This window comes from Marinobacter sp. 2_MG-2023 (genome assembly GCF_030546935.1).
Classification (GTDB): Bacteria; Pseudomonadota; Gammaproteobacteria; order Pseudomonadales; family Oleiphilaceae; genus Marinobacter.
In genome coordinates, this window is record NZ_JAUOPH010000001.1 from 829544 (window position 1) to 845849 (window position 16306).

The 16306-nt window shown below is 55.7% G+C and carries 13 protein-coding genes and 1 other RNA gene; 1 reads left to right on the top strand and 13 read right to left on the bottom strand.

All coding sequences use genetic code 11. The features are described from left to right. The 13 genes from murC to rsmI all read right to left on the bottom strand — a co-directional run bounded on the left by murC (window position 1) and on the right by rsmI (window position 14331). Entirely contained in the window at window positions 1-1449 is a 1449-nt protein-coding gene (gene murC / locus Q4501_RS03740; protein WP_303594259.1) for a UDP-N-acetylmuramate--L-alanine ligase, read from the bottom strand. Further along, on the bottom strand, window positions 1442-2548 hold the full coding sequence (gene murG / locus Q4501_RS03745; RefSeq protein WP_303594261.1) for an undecaprenyldiphospho-muramoylpentapeptide beta-N-acetylglucosaminyltransferase: 1107 nt from the start codon (window positions 2546-2548) through the stop codon (window positions 1442-1444). Before murG ends, murC begins: the two co-directional genes overlap by 8 nt. After that, on the bottom strand, window positions 2541-3743 hold the full coding sequence (gene ftsW / locus Q4501_RS03750) for a putative lipid II flippase FtsW (RefSeq protein ID WP_303594263.1): 1203 nt from the start codon (window positions 3741-3743) through the stop codon (window positions 2541-2543). Before ftsW ends, murG begins: the two co-directional genes overlap by 8 nt. Beyond that, on the bottom strand, window positions 3743-5098 hold the full coding sequence (murD, locus tag Q4501_RS03755) for a UDP-N-acetylmuramoyl-L-alanine--D-glutamate ligase (RefSeq protein ID WP_303594264.1): 1356 nt from the start codon (window positions 5096-5098) through the stop codon (window positions 3743-3745). The genes ftsW and murD overlap by 1 nt, the downstream gene beginning before the upstream one ends. 15 nt (window positions 5099-5113) lie before the next feature. Continuing rightward, window positions 5114-6199 carry a phospho-N-acetylmuramoyl-pentapeptide-transferase gene (gene mraY, locus Q4501_RS03760; RefSeq protein WP_303594265.1) on the bottom strand — a complete coding sequence of 362 codons (1086 nt, stop codon included), beginning with the start codon at window positions 6197-6199 and terminating at the stop codon, window positions 5114-5116. After that, entirely contained in the window at window positions 6184-7611 is a 1428-nt protein-coding gene (gene murF / locus Q4501_RS03765) for a UDP-N-acetylmuramoyl-tripeptide--D-alanyl-D-alanine ligase (protein WP_303594266.1), read from the bottom strand. Before murF ends, mraY begins: the two co-directional genes overlap by 16 nt. Further along, entirely contained in the window at window positions 7608-9092 is a 1485-nt protein-coding gene (locus Q4501_RS03770) for a UDP-N-acetylmuramoyl-L-alanyl-D-glutamate--2,6-diaminopimelate ligase (RefSeq protein WP_303594267.1), read from the bottom strand. Before Q4501_RS03770 ends, murF begins: the two co-directional genes overlap by 4 nt. Before the next feature lie 4 nt (window positions 9093-9096). Continuing rightward, window positions 9097-10836: a penicillin-binding protein 2 gene (locus Q4501_RS03775; RefSeq protein WP_303594269.1), complete on the bottom strand. Its 1740-nt coding sequence runs from the start codon at window positions 10834-10836 to the stop codon at window positions 9097-9099. A 43-nt stretch (window positions 10837-10879) separates the two neighbouring features. After that, window positions 10880-11272 (bottom strand): cell division protein FtsL, encoded by a 393-nt coding sequence (gene ftsL / locus Q4501_RS03780; RefSeq protein WP_303594271.1) that lies wholly within the window; start codon window positions 11270-11272, stop codon window positions 10880-10882. A 2-nt stretch (window positions 11273-11274) separates the two neighbouring features. Next, the gene (gene rsmH, locus Q4501_RS03785) at window positions 11275-12261 is read right to left on the bottom strand and encodes a 16S rRNA (cytosine(1402)-N(4))-methyltransferase RsmH (protein WP_303594273.1); all 987 of its coding nucleotides are present in this window, start codon (window positions 12259-12261) and stop codon (window positions 11275-11277) included. After that, window positions 12258-12710 (bottom strand): division/cell wall cluster transcriptional repressor MraZ, encoded by a 453-nt coding sequence (gene mraZ, locus Q4501_RS03790; RefSeq protein ID WP_303594275.1) that lies wholly within the window; start codon window positions 12708-12710, stop codon window positions 12258-12260. The genes rsmH and mraZ overlap by 4 nt, the downstream gene beginning before the upstream one ends. Window positions 12711-13015: 305 nt before the next feature. Further along, an RNA gene (gene rnpB / locus Q4501_RS03795) (RNase P RNA component class A) lies at window positions 13016-13377 on the bottom strand. Window positions 13378-13434: 57 nt separating this feature from the next. After that, complete coding sequence (rsmI, locus tag Q4501_RS03800; RefSeq protein ID WP_303594276.1) at window positions 13435-14331, bottom strand: 16S rRNA (cytidine(1402)-2'-O)-methyltransferase; 897 nt, start codon at window positions 14329-14331, stop codon at window positions 13435-13437. 75 nt (window positions 14332-14406) lie between these two features. On the opposite strand from rsmI, the gene Q4501_RS03805 reads away from it, so the two are divergent. Further along, window positions 14407-16302: a penicillin-binding protein activator gene (locus Q4501_RS03805; protein ID WP_303594277.1), complete on the top strand. Its 1896-nt coding sequence runs from the start codon at window positions 14407-14409 to the stop codon at window positions 16300-16302. The last annotated feature ends 4 nt before the right edge of the window (window positions 16303-16306 follow it).

The following is a 16306-nucleotide window of genomic DNA, read 5'->3' on the forward strand; positions in this document are numbered from 1 at the left end:
TCACTCACCTGCAAATACTCCTGCTGCTGCCAACCGATTCGCCACACCGCCAATATCGCCTGCACCTTGCGTAATAAGGAGGTCACCGTCCTGTAGCACACTGCCCAGCAAGCTCTCAATTTCACGGTTATCTTCTACAAACACCGGCTCCACCTTGCCACGCTGCCGTATGCTGCGGCACAGGGCTCGCCCGTCCGCGCCCGGAATGGCCGGTTCGCCAGCGGAGTACACATCCATCAGCAGTAGGCCATCTACTTCCGACAGAACCCGTACAAAGTCTTCGTAGAGATCACGGGTTCGCGTGAACCGGTGGGGCTGATAAAGCATCACCAGGCGCCGCCCGGGCCATGCATCGTGAGCTGCGCGAATAACCGCTTCAACCTCAGTCGGATGGTGACCGTAGTCGTCCACAAGGGTAACCGTGCCGCCCTTGGGAATTTTATATTCTCCGTTGACCTGAAAGCGCCGGCCTACACCGGCAAACGCTGCCAGACCCTGGCAAATAGCGGTGTCCGCAACTCCCTCATCGGTTGCAACCGCTATGACCGCGAGCGCATTCAGCACGTTATGGCGCCCGGGCATTTTCAGCTCTACCGTCAAATCACTGCGCCCGCTGGGGCGCTTGACCACAAAGTGGGTTCTCAGGCCGTCGGTAACGATATTCTCGGCACGATAATCCGCTTCTGGGTTGCTGATGCCATACGTAATGATCGCGCGGGAAATGCGCGGAATAATTTCTTGCACATAGGCATCGTCGACACACATAACCGCAACGCCGTAGAACGGCAGGTTATGGAGAAAATCGACGAACGTCTGCTTGAGCTTTTCAATGTCGCCGTCATAGGTATCCATATGATCGGCTTCAATATTGGTGACGACAGAAATCACCGGCGTCAGGTGCAGGAACGAAGCATCACTTTCATCCGCTTCTGCCACCAGATAGCGTGAGCCACCCAGCTTGGCGTTGGTACCTGCACTGTTCAGCTTTCCGCCGATCACAAAGGTCGGGTCCAGCCCGGCTTCGCCAAACACCGATGCGATCAGACTCGTCGTAGTAGTCTTTCCGTGGGTACCGGCAACGGCGATACCATGGCGATAACGCATGATCTCAGCGAGCATCTCAGCCCTGGGCACAATCGGAACCCGCCGACTGCGAGCAGAGACCACTTCAGGGTTTTCAGAACCGACCGCAGAAGACACCACAACCACATCCGCTTTGGCGCTGTTCTCTTCCCGGTGACCGATCTGAACCTCAATTCCCATGGCCTTGAGGCGAGCGGTAACCACACCCTCTTTCAGATCTGACCCTGAGACGTCGTAACCCTGGTTTTTCAGCACTTCGGCGATCCCGCTCATGCCGGCCCCACCGATACCCACGAAATGAATGTGGCGAATCCGGCGCATCTCCGGTACCTGAAAAACAAGTGGCGGATTGGTTATATCAGCCATTAGCGGCCTCCAGACAATAATTCACGACTCTCTCCGTTGCGTCAGGGCGAGCCAGTGTGCGTGCAGCCTTTGCCATATCCATGACCCGGGCACGATCCCTGGCAATATCGCCCAGGGTTTCTGCCAGCACGGCCGGCGTAAGCCGTGACTGTGGTATTAGTACGGCCGCCTTGGCGTTCACCATTTGCTGACCGTTTTTCGTTTGGTGGTCATCCACTGCATGGGGAAACGGCACCAACACTGCTCCGATACCTGCTGCGCAAAGCTCGGAAACCGTCAGGGCACCCGCGCGACACAAAACGATATCGGCCCAGCTGTAGGCCTCCGCCATGTCTTTGATGAACGACTCCACAGCCGCATCCACGCCGTGCTGTTGATAAGACGCACGCGCGGCCTCAAGATTCTTTTCACCACACTGATGCCTGACCTGCGGCCGTTCCTGTTCGGGCAGCATTGCCAGTGCTTCCGGCAGCTGCTGATTGAACACCTGGGCTCCGAGGCTGCCGCCGATCACGAGTAGGCGCAGCGGCTTGTTCTTTTCGCCGGGCTGAATCGAGCGCCCGGACATTCTCTGCTCTGGCGACGGCAGAGTTGCCAGATCTTCGCGCACTGGATTTCCGGTACACCGGGTGATTACATCCGGACCGAAACTCCCTGGAAAAGCTTCGAGAACCGTTTTCGCAAACCGCACAAGAATGCGATTAGTCATGCCTGCGATGGCGTTCTGCTCGTGAATCACCAGGGGCGTTCGAGTTAGCCAAGCAGCCAAACCGCCAGGGCCGGTTACAAATCCGCCCATACCAATCACACAATCCGGGCGAACACGGCGCATGATCGTGAAGGCCTCTCCCAATGCCCGCATAAGCCGGAACGGCGCCATAACCAGAGCCAACTTGCCTTTGCCCCTAAGCCCTGAGATATGGATCAGCGAGAGCGGAATTTCAGTATCCCCAATCAAACGCTCCTCCATTCCCCCACTGGCGCCCAGCCAGTGCACTTCATGCCCTTTGGACTCCAGTGCCCGGGCAGTGGCGAGTGCAGGAAACACATGCCCGCCTGTACCTCCAGCCATCATCAGGAACCGGCGTGACTCAGTCATAGCTAGCCCCTCCCCGCTTACGGGAGCCGGTCTTTTCGGTAGCCTGTTTTTCCTTGTCCAGCCTTTCCATCTCAACCCTGGCCAGAATGCCAATACAGACACAACTGATCATAAGGCTGGAGCCGCCGTAGCTGACCAGAGGCAAGGTGAGCCCCTTGGTGGGCAGTAACCCGGTACTGACCGCCATATTGATCCCTGCCTGCAGGCCGATCAGTAGCGTAATGCCGTAAGCGAAACAGGCACCAAACGGCATCTCTGCCTTCTCAGCGCGGCGGGCAATCACAAAACCAGTGACAACCAGCACCGTAAACAGCCCAAGCACAATCAATGAACCCAGCAACCCGAACTCTTCTGCAATAATCGCGAAAATAAAGTCTGTATGAGCTTCCGGCAGAAAAAACAACTTCTGTATAGAGTTACCCAGGCCAACACCACCCCACTCACCCCGACCGAAAGCAATCAGGGACTGAGTTAGCTGGTAGCCGCTATCGAACTGGTCTTTCCATGGGTCGAGGTAGCTGACAACACGCTTCAGGCGATAGGGCTGAGTCAGAACCAAGACCACTCCGAGCACGACCAGCGTTGCAATCAAGGGCATAAACCGACTTAGCCGCACACCGCTCAGGAAAATCATGCCCGCGGCCGCTGTAACCAGAACCACTGTGGCACCGAAATCAGGCTGAATCACCAGCAATGCAGAAGCCACACCCAGAACAACCAGAGGCTTCAGGAAGCCAGGCCAGGTGTTCAACAACTCATCACGTCGACGAACAACGTATCCCGCCAGATAAGCAATCAGGCACAGCTTTGCAATTTCCGATACCTGCACATTGAACAGGCCAAAGGGAATCCAACGGGTTGAACCGTTCACCGTGCGACCCAGAGGGGTCAGCACCAGAACCAGAGACAACATGCCGATACCCAGCAACAACCAGCCACTGCGCTCCCACCAGGCAACAGGCACGTTGACCGCCACCAACGCCAGCACGCAGCCCATGGCCGCGAACATGAGCTGGCGAATCACATAGTGATAACTGTTGCCCATGGTTTCTACCGCCATATCCATAGAAGCGGACGAAATCATTACAACCCCAATAATCAGCAGTGCAACCGAACTGATCACCAGAGCTGACAGGGGCTGAATATCACTCAGCCACTGGGTTCTGACGGGAGATACGGACAATCCTGCCTGCATCACAGTATCTCCCCCAAAGACTTGACCAGGGCGCCGAATTGCTCACCACGGTCCATATAATCCCGGAACATATCAAAGCTTGCGCAGGCAGGAGAAAAAAGCACCCGATCGCCTTTCAACGCAAGCTCTGACGATTTTTTCACAGCATCAGCCAACGATGTTGCCTGGTATACCGGGATACCAGCACCAACTGCCTCAGCAATGCGGTCTGCGTCATGGCCGATCAACACCACTGCACGGCAGCATGCTGTAATCGGTGCTTCCAGGTCAGAAAACTTTGCCCCTTTGCCTTCTCCACCGGCAATCAGCACTATTTTCCCATCACCTTCCGGCACCAGGCTTTTTATAGCTGCGACGGTAGCGCCCACATTTGTGCCTTTTGAGTCGTTGATATAATCAACATCACCAAACGTGCGTATGAACTCACACCTGTGAGGCAAACCGCTAAACTGACGAGCGGTATCCAGCATAACGTTCATGGGCAGCCCCGCAGCCTGACCCAACGCCAGCGCTGCCATAACATTGCTGAGGTTGTGCCAGCCAATCAGCTTCAGCTCACTGGCGTTCAGTAGGTTATCGAACCCAAAGGTCAACCAGATGCCCTGGTCATCTTCCCGGGTGCTGAACGTCTGCGGATTAACACGGTTGAATCCGAAGCACAAGAATCGAAGATTATCCCTGGCCATCGGTGTGCTCAGCGCATCATCCAGATTCACAATGGCGTTCTTGCAGCCACGGAAAATTCTCTGCTTGGCCTGGAAGTAAGCCATCTTGTCTGGATATCGATCCAGGTGGTCATCACTGACGTTCAGCACCGTAGCCGCCAGCGCATTCAATTCCCCGGTTGTTTCCAACTGAAAACTGGATAATTCGAGTACATAAAGCTCTGTATCAAGCCCCAGCAAATCCAGCGCGGGTGTTCCGATATTTCCGCCCACCTGAACTTTGAGACCGGCGGCCCTTGCCATTTCACCGAACAGTGTAGTGACCGTGGTCTTGCCATTGGAACCGGTAATCGCAACTATCGGCGCATCGGCAGCCTCTGCGAACAGATCGATGTCGCCTCGGATACGCGCCCCCTGTTCAGCGGCGTGAGCAATTGCCGGCTCAGCGATGTTTATGCCCGGGCTGACGACCAACTCGCTGAAGTCAGCGAACAGCTCAGGATCAAATGGACCCAGATAGACAGGAACATCCGGCCACCCCGCACGCAGGTCATCAATGCCCGGGGGAGCTTCGCGGCTATCAGCCACGACAACCTTTCGCCCCTGAGTAGACAGATAGCGCACGCAGGAGAGCCCGGTTTTACCGAGCCCCACTACCAATATGCGGCGATCTGACGTGATGACACTCATAATCAGTCCGTTTTCCTAACGTAATTTCAGACTGGCCAGGCCAATCAGAACGAGAATGACGGTGATAACCCAGAAGCGCACGATCACTCGCGGTTCCGGCCAGCCTTTGAGCTCAAAATGGTGGTGCAACGGCGCCATCCGGAAAATCCGGCGACCGGTTAATCGGAATGAGGCCACCTGAAGGATCACTGAAACAGTTTCCATCACGAACACCCCACCCATGATGAAAAGAATTATTTCCTGGCGCACGATCACCGCAACCACACCCAGAGCAGCACCAAGTGCAAGTGCGCCAACATCACCCATGAACACCTGAGCGGGATATGTGTTGAACCAAAGGAAGCCGAGACCGGCGCCGACCAATGCGCCACAAAACACAATAAGCTCACCGGTGCCTGGCAAATAGGGGATCAACAGATAGTTGGCGAATTGAACGTTGCCGGAAACATAAGCAAAGATAGCCAGCGCACCGGCGACCATCACCGTGGGCATAATGGCCAGACCATCCAGACCATCCGTCAGATTCACTGCGTTGCTGCTGCCGACGATGACGAAATAGGTCAGCAGGATGAAAAGTACCGGGCCAAGGGTCAGCGATACATTTTTTACGAACGGCAGGTAAAGCGAAGTTTCCTGAGGCAAGACCGAGCTGAAATACAACACTATGGCTGCACCAGCACCGATCAGCGATTGCCAGAAATACTTCCAGCGGGCAGGCAGACCGCGAGGGTTGCGCTCAACCACCTTGCGGTAATCGTCAACCCACCCAACGGCGCCAAACATCAGGGTAACCAGCAAAGTAACCCACACATAACGATTCGTCAGATCCGCCCACAACAGTGTGCTGATGGCGATAGATACCAGAATCAGCGCGCCACCCATAGTCGGGGTACCGGCTTTACTCAGATGGGTCTGGGGCCCGTCATCACGGACCGCCTGGCCAATCTGGTACTGGCTTAGCTTGCGAATCATCACAGGCCCAATAACCAATGAAATCAGGAGAGCGGTCAACGTTCCCAAAATTCCACGCACGGTCAGGTACTGAAACACTGTCAGCGCTGAAAAATACTGTGATAGAACCTCTGTCAGCCAGAGCAGCATGCGTTATTCACCTTGTTTTTAATCCCTTCCACCACGAGATCCATGGCGGCGCTCCTGGACCCTTTCACCAGCACGGTCATCGGCAGCTCATTAACAAGAGCGATGGCTTGCACTGCTTCTTCGTGTGTCTGATACGTTTCAGTTGTTTCGCCAAAACCGTCGGCATAGCCGTCGCATCCAGCTCCCACCGTCAGCAGGCGGTCGATTCCGAGTTCGGAAGCCAGTACTCCGACCTCCTTGTGCAGTTCACGGGCAGTTGGCCCCAGCTCTCCCATGGCACCAAAAACCGCAACACGCTTGCCATCGCGTGTTGCCAGAACGCTCAGCGCAGCTTTCATGGACGCCGGGTTAGCGTTGTAACTGTCGTCGATGACTGACAGCCCTCCCGAAAAATTGACAACCTGCAGTCGGCCGCGAACCGGTTGCACCCCGGCGAGGCCTTCGATAACCGCAATATCTGTTGCTCCCAGCTCACGAGTCGCTGCAATAGCAAGCAGAGTGTTCGTTACGTTGTGCTCGCCTTCCAAAGGCAGTGGTAACTTACAAGTCCAGCCGCCCGGCCCTGTAACCACGATTTCCGGCTTTTGGTCTTGAGGCTGTTTTACAATGGCGTTGTAGTCCGCATCCGGGTGCCCATAGCGGCTAACGCTCGCAACCCTGCGACTGCCGGCACGCGTACGCCATAGCTCGAAAGCTGGGTCATCGCGATTCAGAACAACCAGGCCGCCCTCAGCGACACCCTCAATAATCTCGCCCTTGGCCTGCACAATATTTTCATAGCTGCCAAAGCCTTCCAGATGCGCTTGGCCAGCGTTTGTGAGAACTGCCACCTGTGGGCGAGTGATTGCCACCGTATGTGCAATTTCACCGAGCCCGCTGGCTCCGAGTTCGATAACGCCATACCTGTGGGCTGGCCTGAGGCCAAACAGAGTCAGCGGAACACCAATGTGGTTGTTCAGATTGCCGCGGGTCGCCAGCGTATCGCCCATGCGAGTCAGAATGGCGGCAGTCAATTCCTTAACGGTGGTTTTGCCGCTGCTACCAGTGATTGCAACCAGTTTTGCGTCACTCTCGTTGCGGTTGCCTGCGGCGAGGCCTGCCAGCGCGTCAACGGTGTCAGCCACAACCAACTGGGGCATCTGGCGGGAGTTGTCCGGATCGTTATCGATGGCGCTATCAAGAGCGCTATCAAAGGCATCGACCACGACAGCACTGGCTCCTGACTGCTTCGCCGCCAGCAAAAACTCATGGCCATCAAAGTTCTCACCACGCAGGGCAACAAACAGGTCACCCGGTTTCAGTGCACGCGTATCGGTGGAGATGTCAGCAAACGTGGTAGCGTCGAGCCCCGTGGATTTGCAGACAGCGCTGGTAAACTCCATGGCTTCAGCCAGTGAAAAAGCGCGCATCATGCTGCACCTCCCTCAAGTCTCAGCACCTGGCGAACCTGAGCTGCATCGCTGAAGGGAAGCTTCTTACCAGCAATCTCCTGCCAGGCTTCATGACCTTTGCCTGCTATAAGAACGATATCGTCCGGCGTTGCCATACTCACCGCAAAACGAATCGCCTCCGCTCGATCATGGATCACCGTTACAGCGCCCGCCTCTGAAAAGCCCGCCAGAATATCCTGAACAATTTCTGCCGGGCTCTCTGTACGCGGGTTGTCATCTGTAACAACGATCACATCGGCACCCGCTTCTGCTTCTTTCGCCATTTCCGGGCGCTTTCCGCTGTCGCGGTCGCCCCCGCAACCGAAAACACAAATCAGCCGGCCAGTTACATGCGGCCTCAGAGCCGCCAATGCATTGGTCAAGGCGTCCGGGGTATGGGCATAGTCCACAACAGCAGAAATTCCATCCGCACCAACAAACTGTTCGAGCCTGCCAGGAGGCGGAACCAACTGTTTCACAACCTGCTGAACCTGCTCTACCGGGACGCCCAGTGTCATGACTGTCGCAACGGCCGCGAGCACATTACTGGCATTGAAGCTGCCCATCAGAGGCACGGAGAGCTCAAATGCCCCCCACTCACCGTCGACCGTTGCATGAAAACCGGAACCCGTGGGATGAAACTCTTTCAACCACAGTTCCGTCTCGGACTCGTGCAGGCTGTAGCGGACGCGATCGCTCCGACCTTCGAGCTTTTCATACAACTGACGACCGAAAGGATCATCAAAGTTGATCACCGAAAAATGCACATCTTCGCGTTCGAAAAGCCTAGCCTTGGTTGCCCCGTAGGCTTCCATGGAGCCGTGATAATCGAGGTGATCCCGCGTCAGGTTAGTGAATATCGCTGCGGTTATGTTCAGTCCATCCACGCGCCCCTGGTCGAGACCATGCGATGACACCTCCATCGCTGCAGCACGGCCGCCCTTGGCGAGAATAGCCGACAGCACACGATTTATCTGAACAGCATCGGGCGTCGTATGGGTAGCGCTTTGCAAAGCTCCCGGCATGCCGTAACCCAGAGTTCCCAGAACACCACAAGGTGTCCCCGTCTGGGTCAGCAACTGGGCAACATAATGACTCACGGAGGTTTTACCATTGGTACCCGTAACACCTATCAGACGAAGCCGACGGGATGGGTGCTCGTAAAAGCGGGCTGCAATTTTTCCCGTTAACTGCCGCAGCCCCACAATCGGGACAATCAGCGCACCGTGGTGTTCCGAGCACTCCTGATCTGCATCAGACTCCATAAGCACAACCGTCGCACCGGCGGCTATGGCCTGATCCACATAATAGTCCGCGGGCGTAGCTGCCCCCGCCAGTGCAACAAACGCATCGCCAGAACCGATCTCACGGCTATCAGTCTGCAACCCGTGAATCGTTACATCGAACACTGAGGGAACAGTAACAATACCTTGCAACAGAGTGCTGAGAGACGTTATGCACATAGGCTTACCCCCTCTCCCCTGTTTTTTGCGTTTGCGGGCCTGCGGTGCCTACCTCAAGCTCCGGCTTCACGTTCAGGAGGCGAAGCGCATCACTCATCACCCGTGAAAAAACCGGCGCCGCTACTTCGCCGCCGTAATATTCACCGGACTGGGGCGCATCGACGGCCACGACCGTGACAATTCTGGGATTATCGATTGGCGCCATTCCGGCGAAAATCGCTTTGTACTGGCTATCCTCGTAGCCTTGAGCCCCTACCAGATGAACGGTACCTGTCTTGCCTCCGGCGCTGTAGAAGCCGGGCTGAGCCCGCTTTCCTGAGCCCCTGGAAACCACCTCTCCCAGCATAAGCCGCACATCGCCCGTTACTTGCTCGGACAACACTCTTTCGCCAACGGGTTTTTCATTCAACTTGAGCAGGCTTAGCGGATACCGCACACCACCATTTGCTATAACCATGTAGGCTTGAGCCAGCTGAAGGGCATTGACGCTCATGCCGTAACCGTATGAGAGCGTTGCCTCTTCCGAGGGGCGCCATTTTGGTCGCGCCGGCAATACACCCACTGCTTCTCCCGGGAAGCCGATGCCGGTTGGCTGACCAAACCCGAGCCGGGCGTACAAATTACGGATGGTGTCACCACCCAGCTCGGTCGCGATCTTGCTGACACCGACGTTACTGGACTTCACTATAATGTCGGTAAGACTGATAACGCCGTAGTTCCTGTAATCACGAATCGTAAACCGACCAAAACGGCGATAACCGGGAGAGGTATCGATCGTTGTGTTGGCCGAGTATTGCCCCGACTCGAGCGCGGCGGCTATCGAGATCGGTTTCATGGTTGAGCCTGGCTCAAACAGATCCGTAATCGCCTTATTGCGGAGATTTCCCGGCGCAAGCTGGCTGCGGTCATTGGGGTTATACGAGCCCTGATTAACCATAGCGAGGACCTCACCGGTCTCGACATCGAGCATCACGAGCGTGCCGCCACGCGCGTCGTGGGCTCCGACCACGGCTTTCAACTCGCGATAAGCCAGGTATTGCAGGCGCAGATCAATGCTCAGCTCAAGATTTTTCCCAGGGCTGGCATCCCGAATAAGCGTAAGATCCTTGATAATGCGCCCGCGATTGTCCTTCAGCACGCGTTTGCGGCCAGACTCTCCGGACAGCCAGTCGTTATATGCCAGCTCCATGCCTTCCTGGCCGAGCTCATCAATGTTGGTAAACCCGACAACATGAGCGGTCACCTCTCCCGCCGGGTAATAACGCCGATATTCCTGGCGTGTATAAACACCGGGAATATCCAGCTCCATAGCCTTTGCGGCCAGTGCCGGCTGTATCTTTCGACGAAGGTAAATGAATTCTCGCCCAGCGTAGGTCGCAAGACGTTCACGCAGCTTGGCCTCACTGATATCCAGCACCCGCGCCAGATTAGTCAGACGGGGTTCATCGGGATCGGTCTCTGAAGGATTGGCCCAGAGCGTCTGAACCGGGGTGCTCACTGCCAAAGGCTCACCGTAACGATCCGTCACCACGCCCCGGTGAGCATCGATGGCCTCTACGCGAATCGTGCGCACATCACCCTGTTTTCGTAAAAAATCATTATCTACAACGTGTAGATCAACCAGCCGCCAGCCAATCGCCAGCACAACGACCAGAAATACGCCCAGCACGGAGCCAAAGCGCCAGGCTTTCAAGCCTGCCGCTATCTTCTGGCCCAATGTTCTTGCTGATTCCTGGCTTGACAATCAGATCACCCTGATAAGGTTATTGTCATGAATTACTGCAGTGCTAACGCGACATCAGCGGCACCAGGACAATGTCCTGACGCCCTGGGACCACCATACTGAATCGCTCTGCCGCAAGAGTTTCTACGCGACCATGGGCCCCCAGAGCACTTTGCTCCAGAAGCAACTGACTCCACTCCGCCTGAAAACGATCACGCTCGGCCTGAAGTTGAGAAAGCGTATTAAACAGCCCGCGGTTCTCGTGAGCGCTGACAACAACGCCGATCGATGAACCTACAAGTAGCGCAGCGAGAGCCAGTGACACCAAGACCTTTTTTTGCCGGGTGGCATCAAAAACGCGCCGCGAAATCCTGACAGCAGCTACAACGCCACCACGAACCTTTTCTTTATTCAGCTTCGCCGTCTTTACCGTCGGCTCTATGGCTACCGCGCCCATAATTACGCGCTCCCCTGCGATTTCTGTTTGCTGTCGTCGATACGCTCCAGAACCCGCATAACAGCGCTGCGGGCTCGAACATTTTCACTGACCTCGCCGGCACCGGCTTTACTGGCCTTGCCAATCAACCTAAAGCCAGAAGCCTCCTGCTCAGCCGTTACCGGTATTCCTTTCGGCAATCTGGGGCCACGAGCAAGATCTCGCATAAAGCGCTTTACCAGCCGATCTTCCAGCGAATGAAAACTGATAACCACGAGACGCCCACCAGGCGCCAGCCGGCTTACTGCTGCTTTCAGCCCGACCTCCAGGTCCTCCAGTTCGCGGTTAATAAAAATCCGAACTGCCTGGAACGTGCGTGTTGCCGGATGCTTGTGTTTCTCTTTTTTCGGCACGGCTTCGCTCACCAGCGCGGCCAATTGAAGCGTGGTTTCAATAGGCGCCTCCTGGCGACGCTCGACTATCAGTCGGGCGATACGGCGGGAAAACTTTTCCTCACCGTAACGAAAAATCACATTAGCGATTTCATGCTCTTCCGCGTATGCCAGCCACTCAGCCGCACTTGGCGACTGCAGCGGATTCATGCGCATATCCAATGGACCATCACGCATAAAGCTGAAACCTCTCGACGCATCGTCAAGCTGCGGTGAAGACACACCCAGATCCATCAACACGCCATCAACTTGTTCCCAGCCAGCATCGGATACCGCGCGACTGAGCTCAGCAAAGGAACCATGGAAGTATCCAAAACGAGGATCATCTGCAGCCAGACCTTCAGCTACAGAAATGGCTTCAGGATCCTTGTCGATGCCCAGCAAATGTCCAGACGCGCCCAGGCGCCCGAGAATAAGCTTGCTGTGGCCACCCCTACCAAAGGTGCCATCTACATATTTGCCATCGGGATCGCTGACCAGATAGTCGACCGCCGAATCCAGAAGGACCGAGCGATGCGAAAAATCTGCCCCGACCTCCTGAGTGCGATCGGTGGTCATAGGGAGAGCGCCTCCATCTCAGGTGGCATATCATCATCACCAGAGGATTCATCCAGCCACTCGAACCAGCGCTCCTCACTCCACAGCTCCAGCTTCTTACCCTGACCGATGAGCATCAGTTTTTTCTCAAGATGGGCATAACTGCGCAATGTGGGCGGCACCAGAATGCGCCCAGCGGAGTCCATCTCCATGGGCGCCGCGTTACCAAGCAACAGCCGCTGGAGGCGACGCGCCGCCTTATTCATATTGGGAAGCGCCTCAATTTTAGGGCGAAGAATCTCCCACTCGGGTTCCGGATAGACCAGCAGACACCGCTCTTCATCGGCATTCGCAGTCAATACAATGCGCCCACCACAGGTCTGCGCGAGGCCTTCGCGCACCTTGGCGGGGATCGCCAGGCGACCCTTCGCATCCATATTGATGGCATGACTGCCGAGAAAATTGCTCATTTACACCGTCTCTGAGTACTCAAAAACCACAAATAACCACTAGAAACCACTTTTTCCCACTTGTGCACACTATAGAAACACGCAATTCACAATGCAAGCGCCGTAAACAGCGGCCCTCTTGGAAAAGTTCCTTTTACGACAACAAGTTACGGACGACAGCGTGAGAAAAAGGTAATATTACGGATAAGAAAAGAAGGAAAATCAAACACCTGCAAAAGTGTTTGAAGAAGACAAGTGAGGTATAAGATTTTTTGGCTATAAGAAGCGCGCCATGAGAATGAACGCGCTTCACAACCTGAAGGAAAAAGGCGAGCTCGCCGATAAGCCGGGTTCTGTCGTGGACAGTCATTCATCTAGGGCCTGCGTCACCACAGGCCTCAAGCAACCTACCCGAATCCAGCGCGGGCCACGCCATTGGATTCCTATTTGGTCTTGCTCCAGGTGGGGTTTACCATCGCCGTGGACTGTTGCCAGCCACGCGGTGCGCTCTTACCGCACCGTTTCACCCTTACCGGCACCCGCGAACTGGTCACGGGTACTTAGGCGGTCTGCTTTCTGTTGCACTTTCCGTCGGCTCACGCCGCCCAGGAGTTACCTGGCACCTTGCCCTGCGGAGCCCGGACTTTCCTCCCCCGGTCATACCGGCGGCGACTGTCTGGCGAGCTCGGGCGAGACAATACTCCTGCACTACGCACCATGCAAGAAAAAGCACCGCCCCAGGGTGTTAGCCGTCTTTAAGTTCCAATGCTCGCTGATACAGCTCGTTTTTACCCAATCCCGTTAAACCAGAAGCAATCTTCGCAACTTTCTTGACCGGCAGCTCCGCCATTAAAAGGTTTAGCAACCGATCCACATCCAGCGCACCAGCCATCAATCCGCTTTCAGATTTATCAGCACCCCTTACCATAACAACGAACTCGCCACGACTGCCGTGAGGGTCGTCTTGCAGTGCAGAAAGAACCTGTGAAGCTTCACCGGAGTAAAAAGTCTCGAATGTCTTGGTGATCTCCCTACCCAGCACAATCTCGCGATGCGCACCCATAACGTCCGCTATGTCGGACACTGTATCCAGTATTCTGTGGGGTGACTCATAGAAGACCAGTGTTGCTGTCTCCTTTTGAAGCTCTCCCAGCTCCGTGCATCGACCTGTGCGCTTTGCAGGCAAAAACCCGACAAACAGGAAGCGGTCTGTAGGCAGGCCCGCAGCGCTAAGTGCAGCAACCAATGCGCAGGCCCCAGGGATCGGACTCACCCGCACCCCCTCAGCCCTCGCTTCACGAACGAGCACATAGCCCGGATCAGAGATCAGTGGCGTGCCCGCGTCTGAAATCAACGCAACATCAGCACCCGCCAATAACTGATCCAGTATGCTTTTAACTCTGCCACGCTCATTGTGATCATGTAATGCAATCAGGGGCTTGCTGATACCCAGATGTTGAATCAGACGCCCACTATGACGGGTATCCTCTGCAGCAATCACAGCAACCTCCGAAAGCACCCTGACTGCACGCGGCGAAAGATCCTCCAGATTCCCAATGGGGGTGGCAACGATGTATAGCGTTCCACGGCCATCACCTGGCTTTATGGCCTGTATGGCAGATTGATCCGATTCAGATTTCAAAATGTAAGCCTCGCGCACAGGGACATGGTTACCATGACACCTGCGTCATGTGAATTAGCCCGGGAGCTGTTAAACTTGCCACCATCAGATCGGCGCCACAAGCCCAAAACTCCGGAATCTATAGAGCTTGCCATGACCAAAAACCGTATTAACCACCGCGCCCTGGCCGGGATATTCGCCATAACTCTGTTATTTGCCGGTTGCGCCAGTGTCGATCTGGCGTCACACGTTGCAGAGTCGCCAGCCCAGGCGCTAGAGCTCGCCGCAAAGGAGCGCGACACTGAAACGGCCCAGCAGTACCTGCTGAAAGTAGCCAGCCGATTCCAGGAGCGCGACCAACACCGGGCCGCCCGCACATTACTGCAGAGCGATCAATTGGCGCAACCTGCACCGGCACTGCTCGCACAAAAGCAATTGCTTGCCATGGCAGGCGCAGTGGCACTCGAAGATCGGGAGTGGGCCGACACCATCGTCAAGACGCTCTCACCGGATAACTTCAGAAGCTACAACGCAGATCTTGTTAACCGAGCCGCCAGTCTTCAGGCCCAAACCTACGCACTGGTCGGCGACCGCCTCTCAGCGGCCATGACGCTGATGCTGCTTTCACAGACGGACGGCACGGTTAATCCTCAAGAAATCCATGACCAGATCTGGGCATTCCTGAAAGCCGTTCCGGATGAGAAACTTTCCACCGCAAATGAGGGCGCCATTGGTTTTGAAACCGAGGGATGGCTTGAGCTCGCTGCCAGCGTACGCGACCCGGGACTAAGCATTGATGATCAGGGCCGAGTTATCCGTCGCTGGAAGAACAACTGGCCCAGCCACCCGGCAGCACAGATACTGCCATCAGAGCTACAGCTGATCGCCAGCCTATCAGAAAACCGGCCTGAAAAAATTGTATTGGCTTTACCTCTACAAGGGGCCCTTACCAGCGCGGGCAAAGCTATCCGTGACGGCTTTCTTGCAGCCTACTACCAGGATGAATCGGCGGACCGCGACAAAACCGACATCCGCATCGTAGACACCTCTAGCCAACCATTTGATGAGCTTTATAAAGAGCTCGCCGCTCAGGATATCGACCTGATTATCGGCCCCCTTGAAAAGGAAGCCCTGGCGAGTCTTACCAATATGAAGGCTCTTCCGGTACCCGCTCTCGGGCTCAACTACCTGGCTGCCGGCAAGAAGGCCCCAGACGGCCTCTATCAGTTTGGCCTCTCAGCAGAGGATGAAGCCCGGCAGATCGCAGACAGGCTTTCGGAACAGAATATCAATCAGGTCCTGGCACTCATCCCACAAGGTGAGTGGGGTGACCGGGTTGAAGCGGCGCTACTGAATCGCATGCAACGCCATGGGTCCGTTGCACTGGATATCGAGCGATTCTTCCGCGAGGATAACCTACGCGCCGTTACTGCGGACTTGCTGGGCATAACCGTATCCCGTGACAGGGCCATACAAGTAGAAAGAACCATTGGGCTCAATGTCGAATTTGAGCCTCGTCGGCGCCAGGACGCTGAGGCAATCGTAATGGTGGCCGAGCCAGCGATTGCACGCCAGTTCAAGCCGCTGTTTGCCTTTTACTTCGGAGGTGACCTGCCGGTCTACTCACCTTCCATCGTTTACGAGGGCACGCCAGACCCCGCCCGCGACCGGGATCTGAATCAGGTTATATTTACTGACATTCCATGGGTTCTCGACAGCGAAAACCCTTTGCGCGAAGAAGCGTCCAAGACCCTACCCGGCACTCAGGGCCAGCTTGGCAGGTTGTTTGCGATGGGCGCGGACGCTTGGCAGCTAAGTAAACGTTTACCCCTGTTGCGACAGGTTCAAACTGCAACCATTGATGGACAAACCGGCGAACTTACCATGACCTCTGAAGGCAGCATCCACAGGAGCCAACTCTGGGCCCAATTCGGCAGCGGCACTCCGAGCCTGCTACCCGAACAGTCCGATCCTGCCAACGAAGAGGATTAACGCC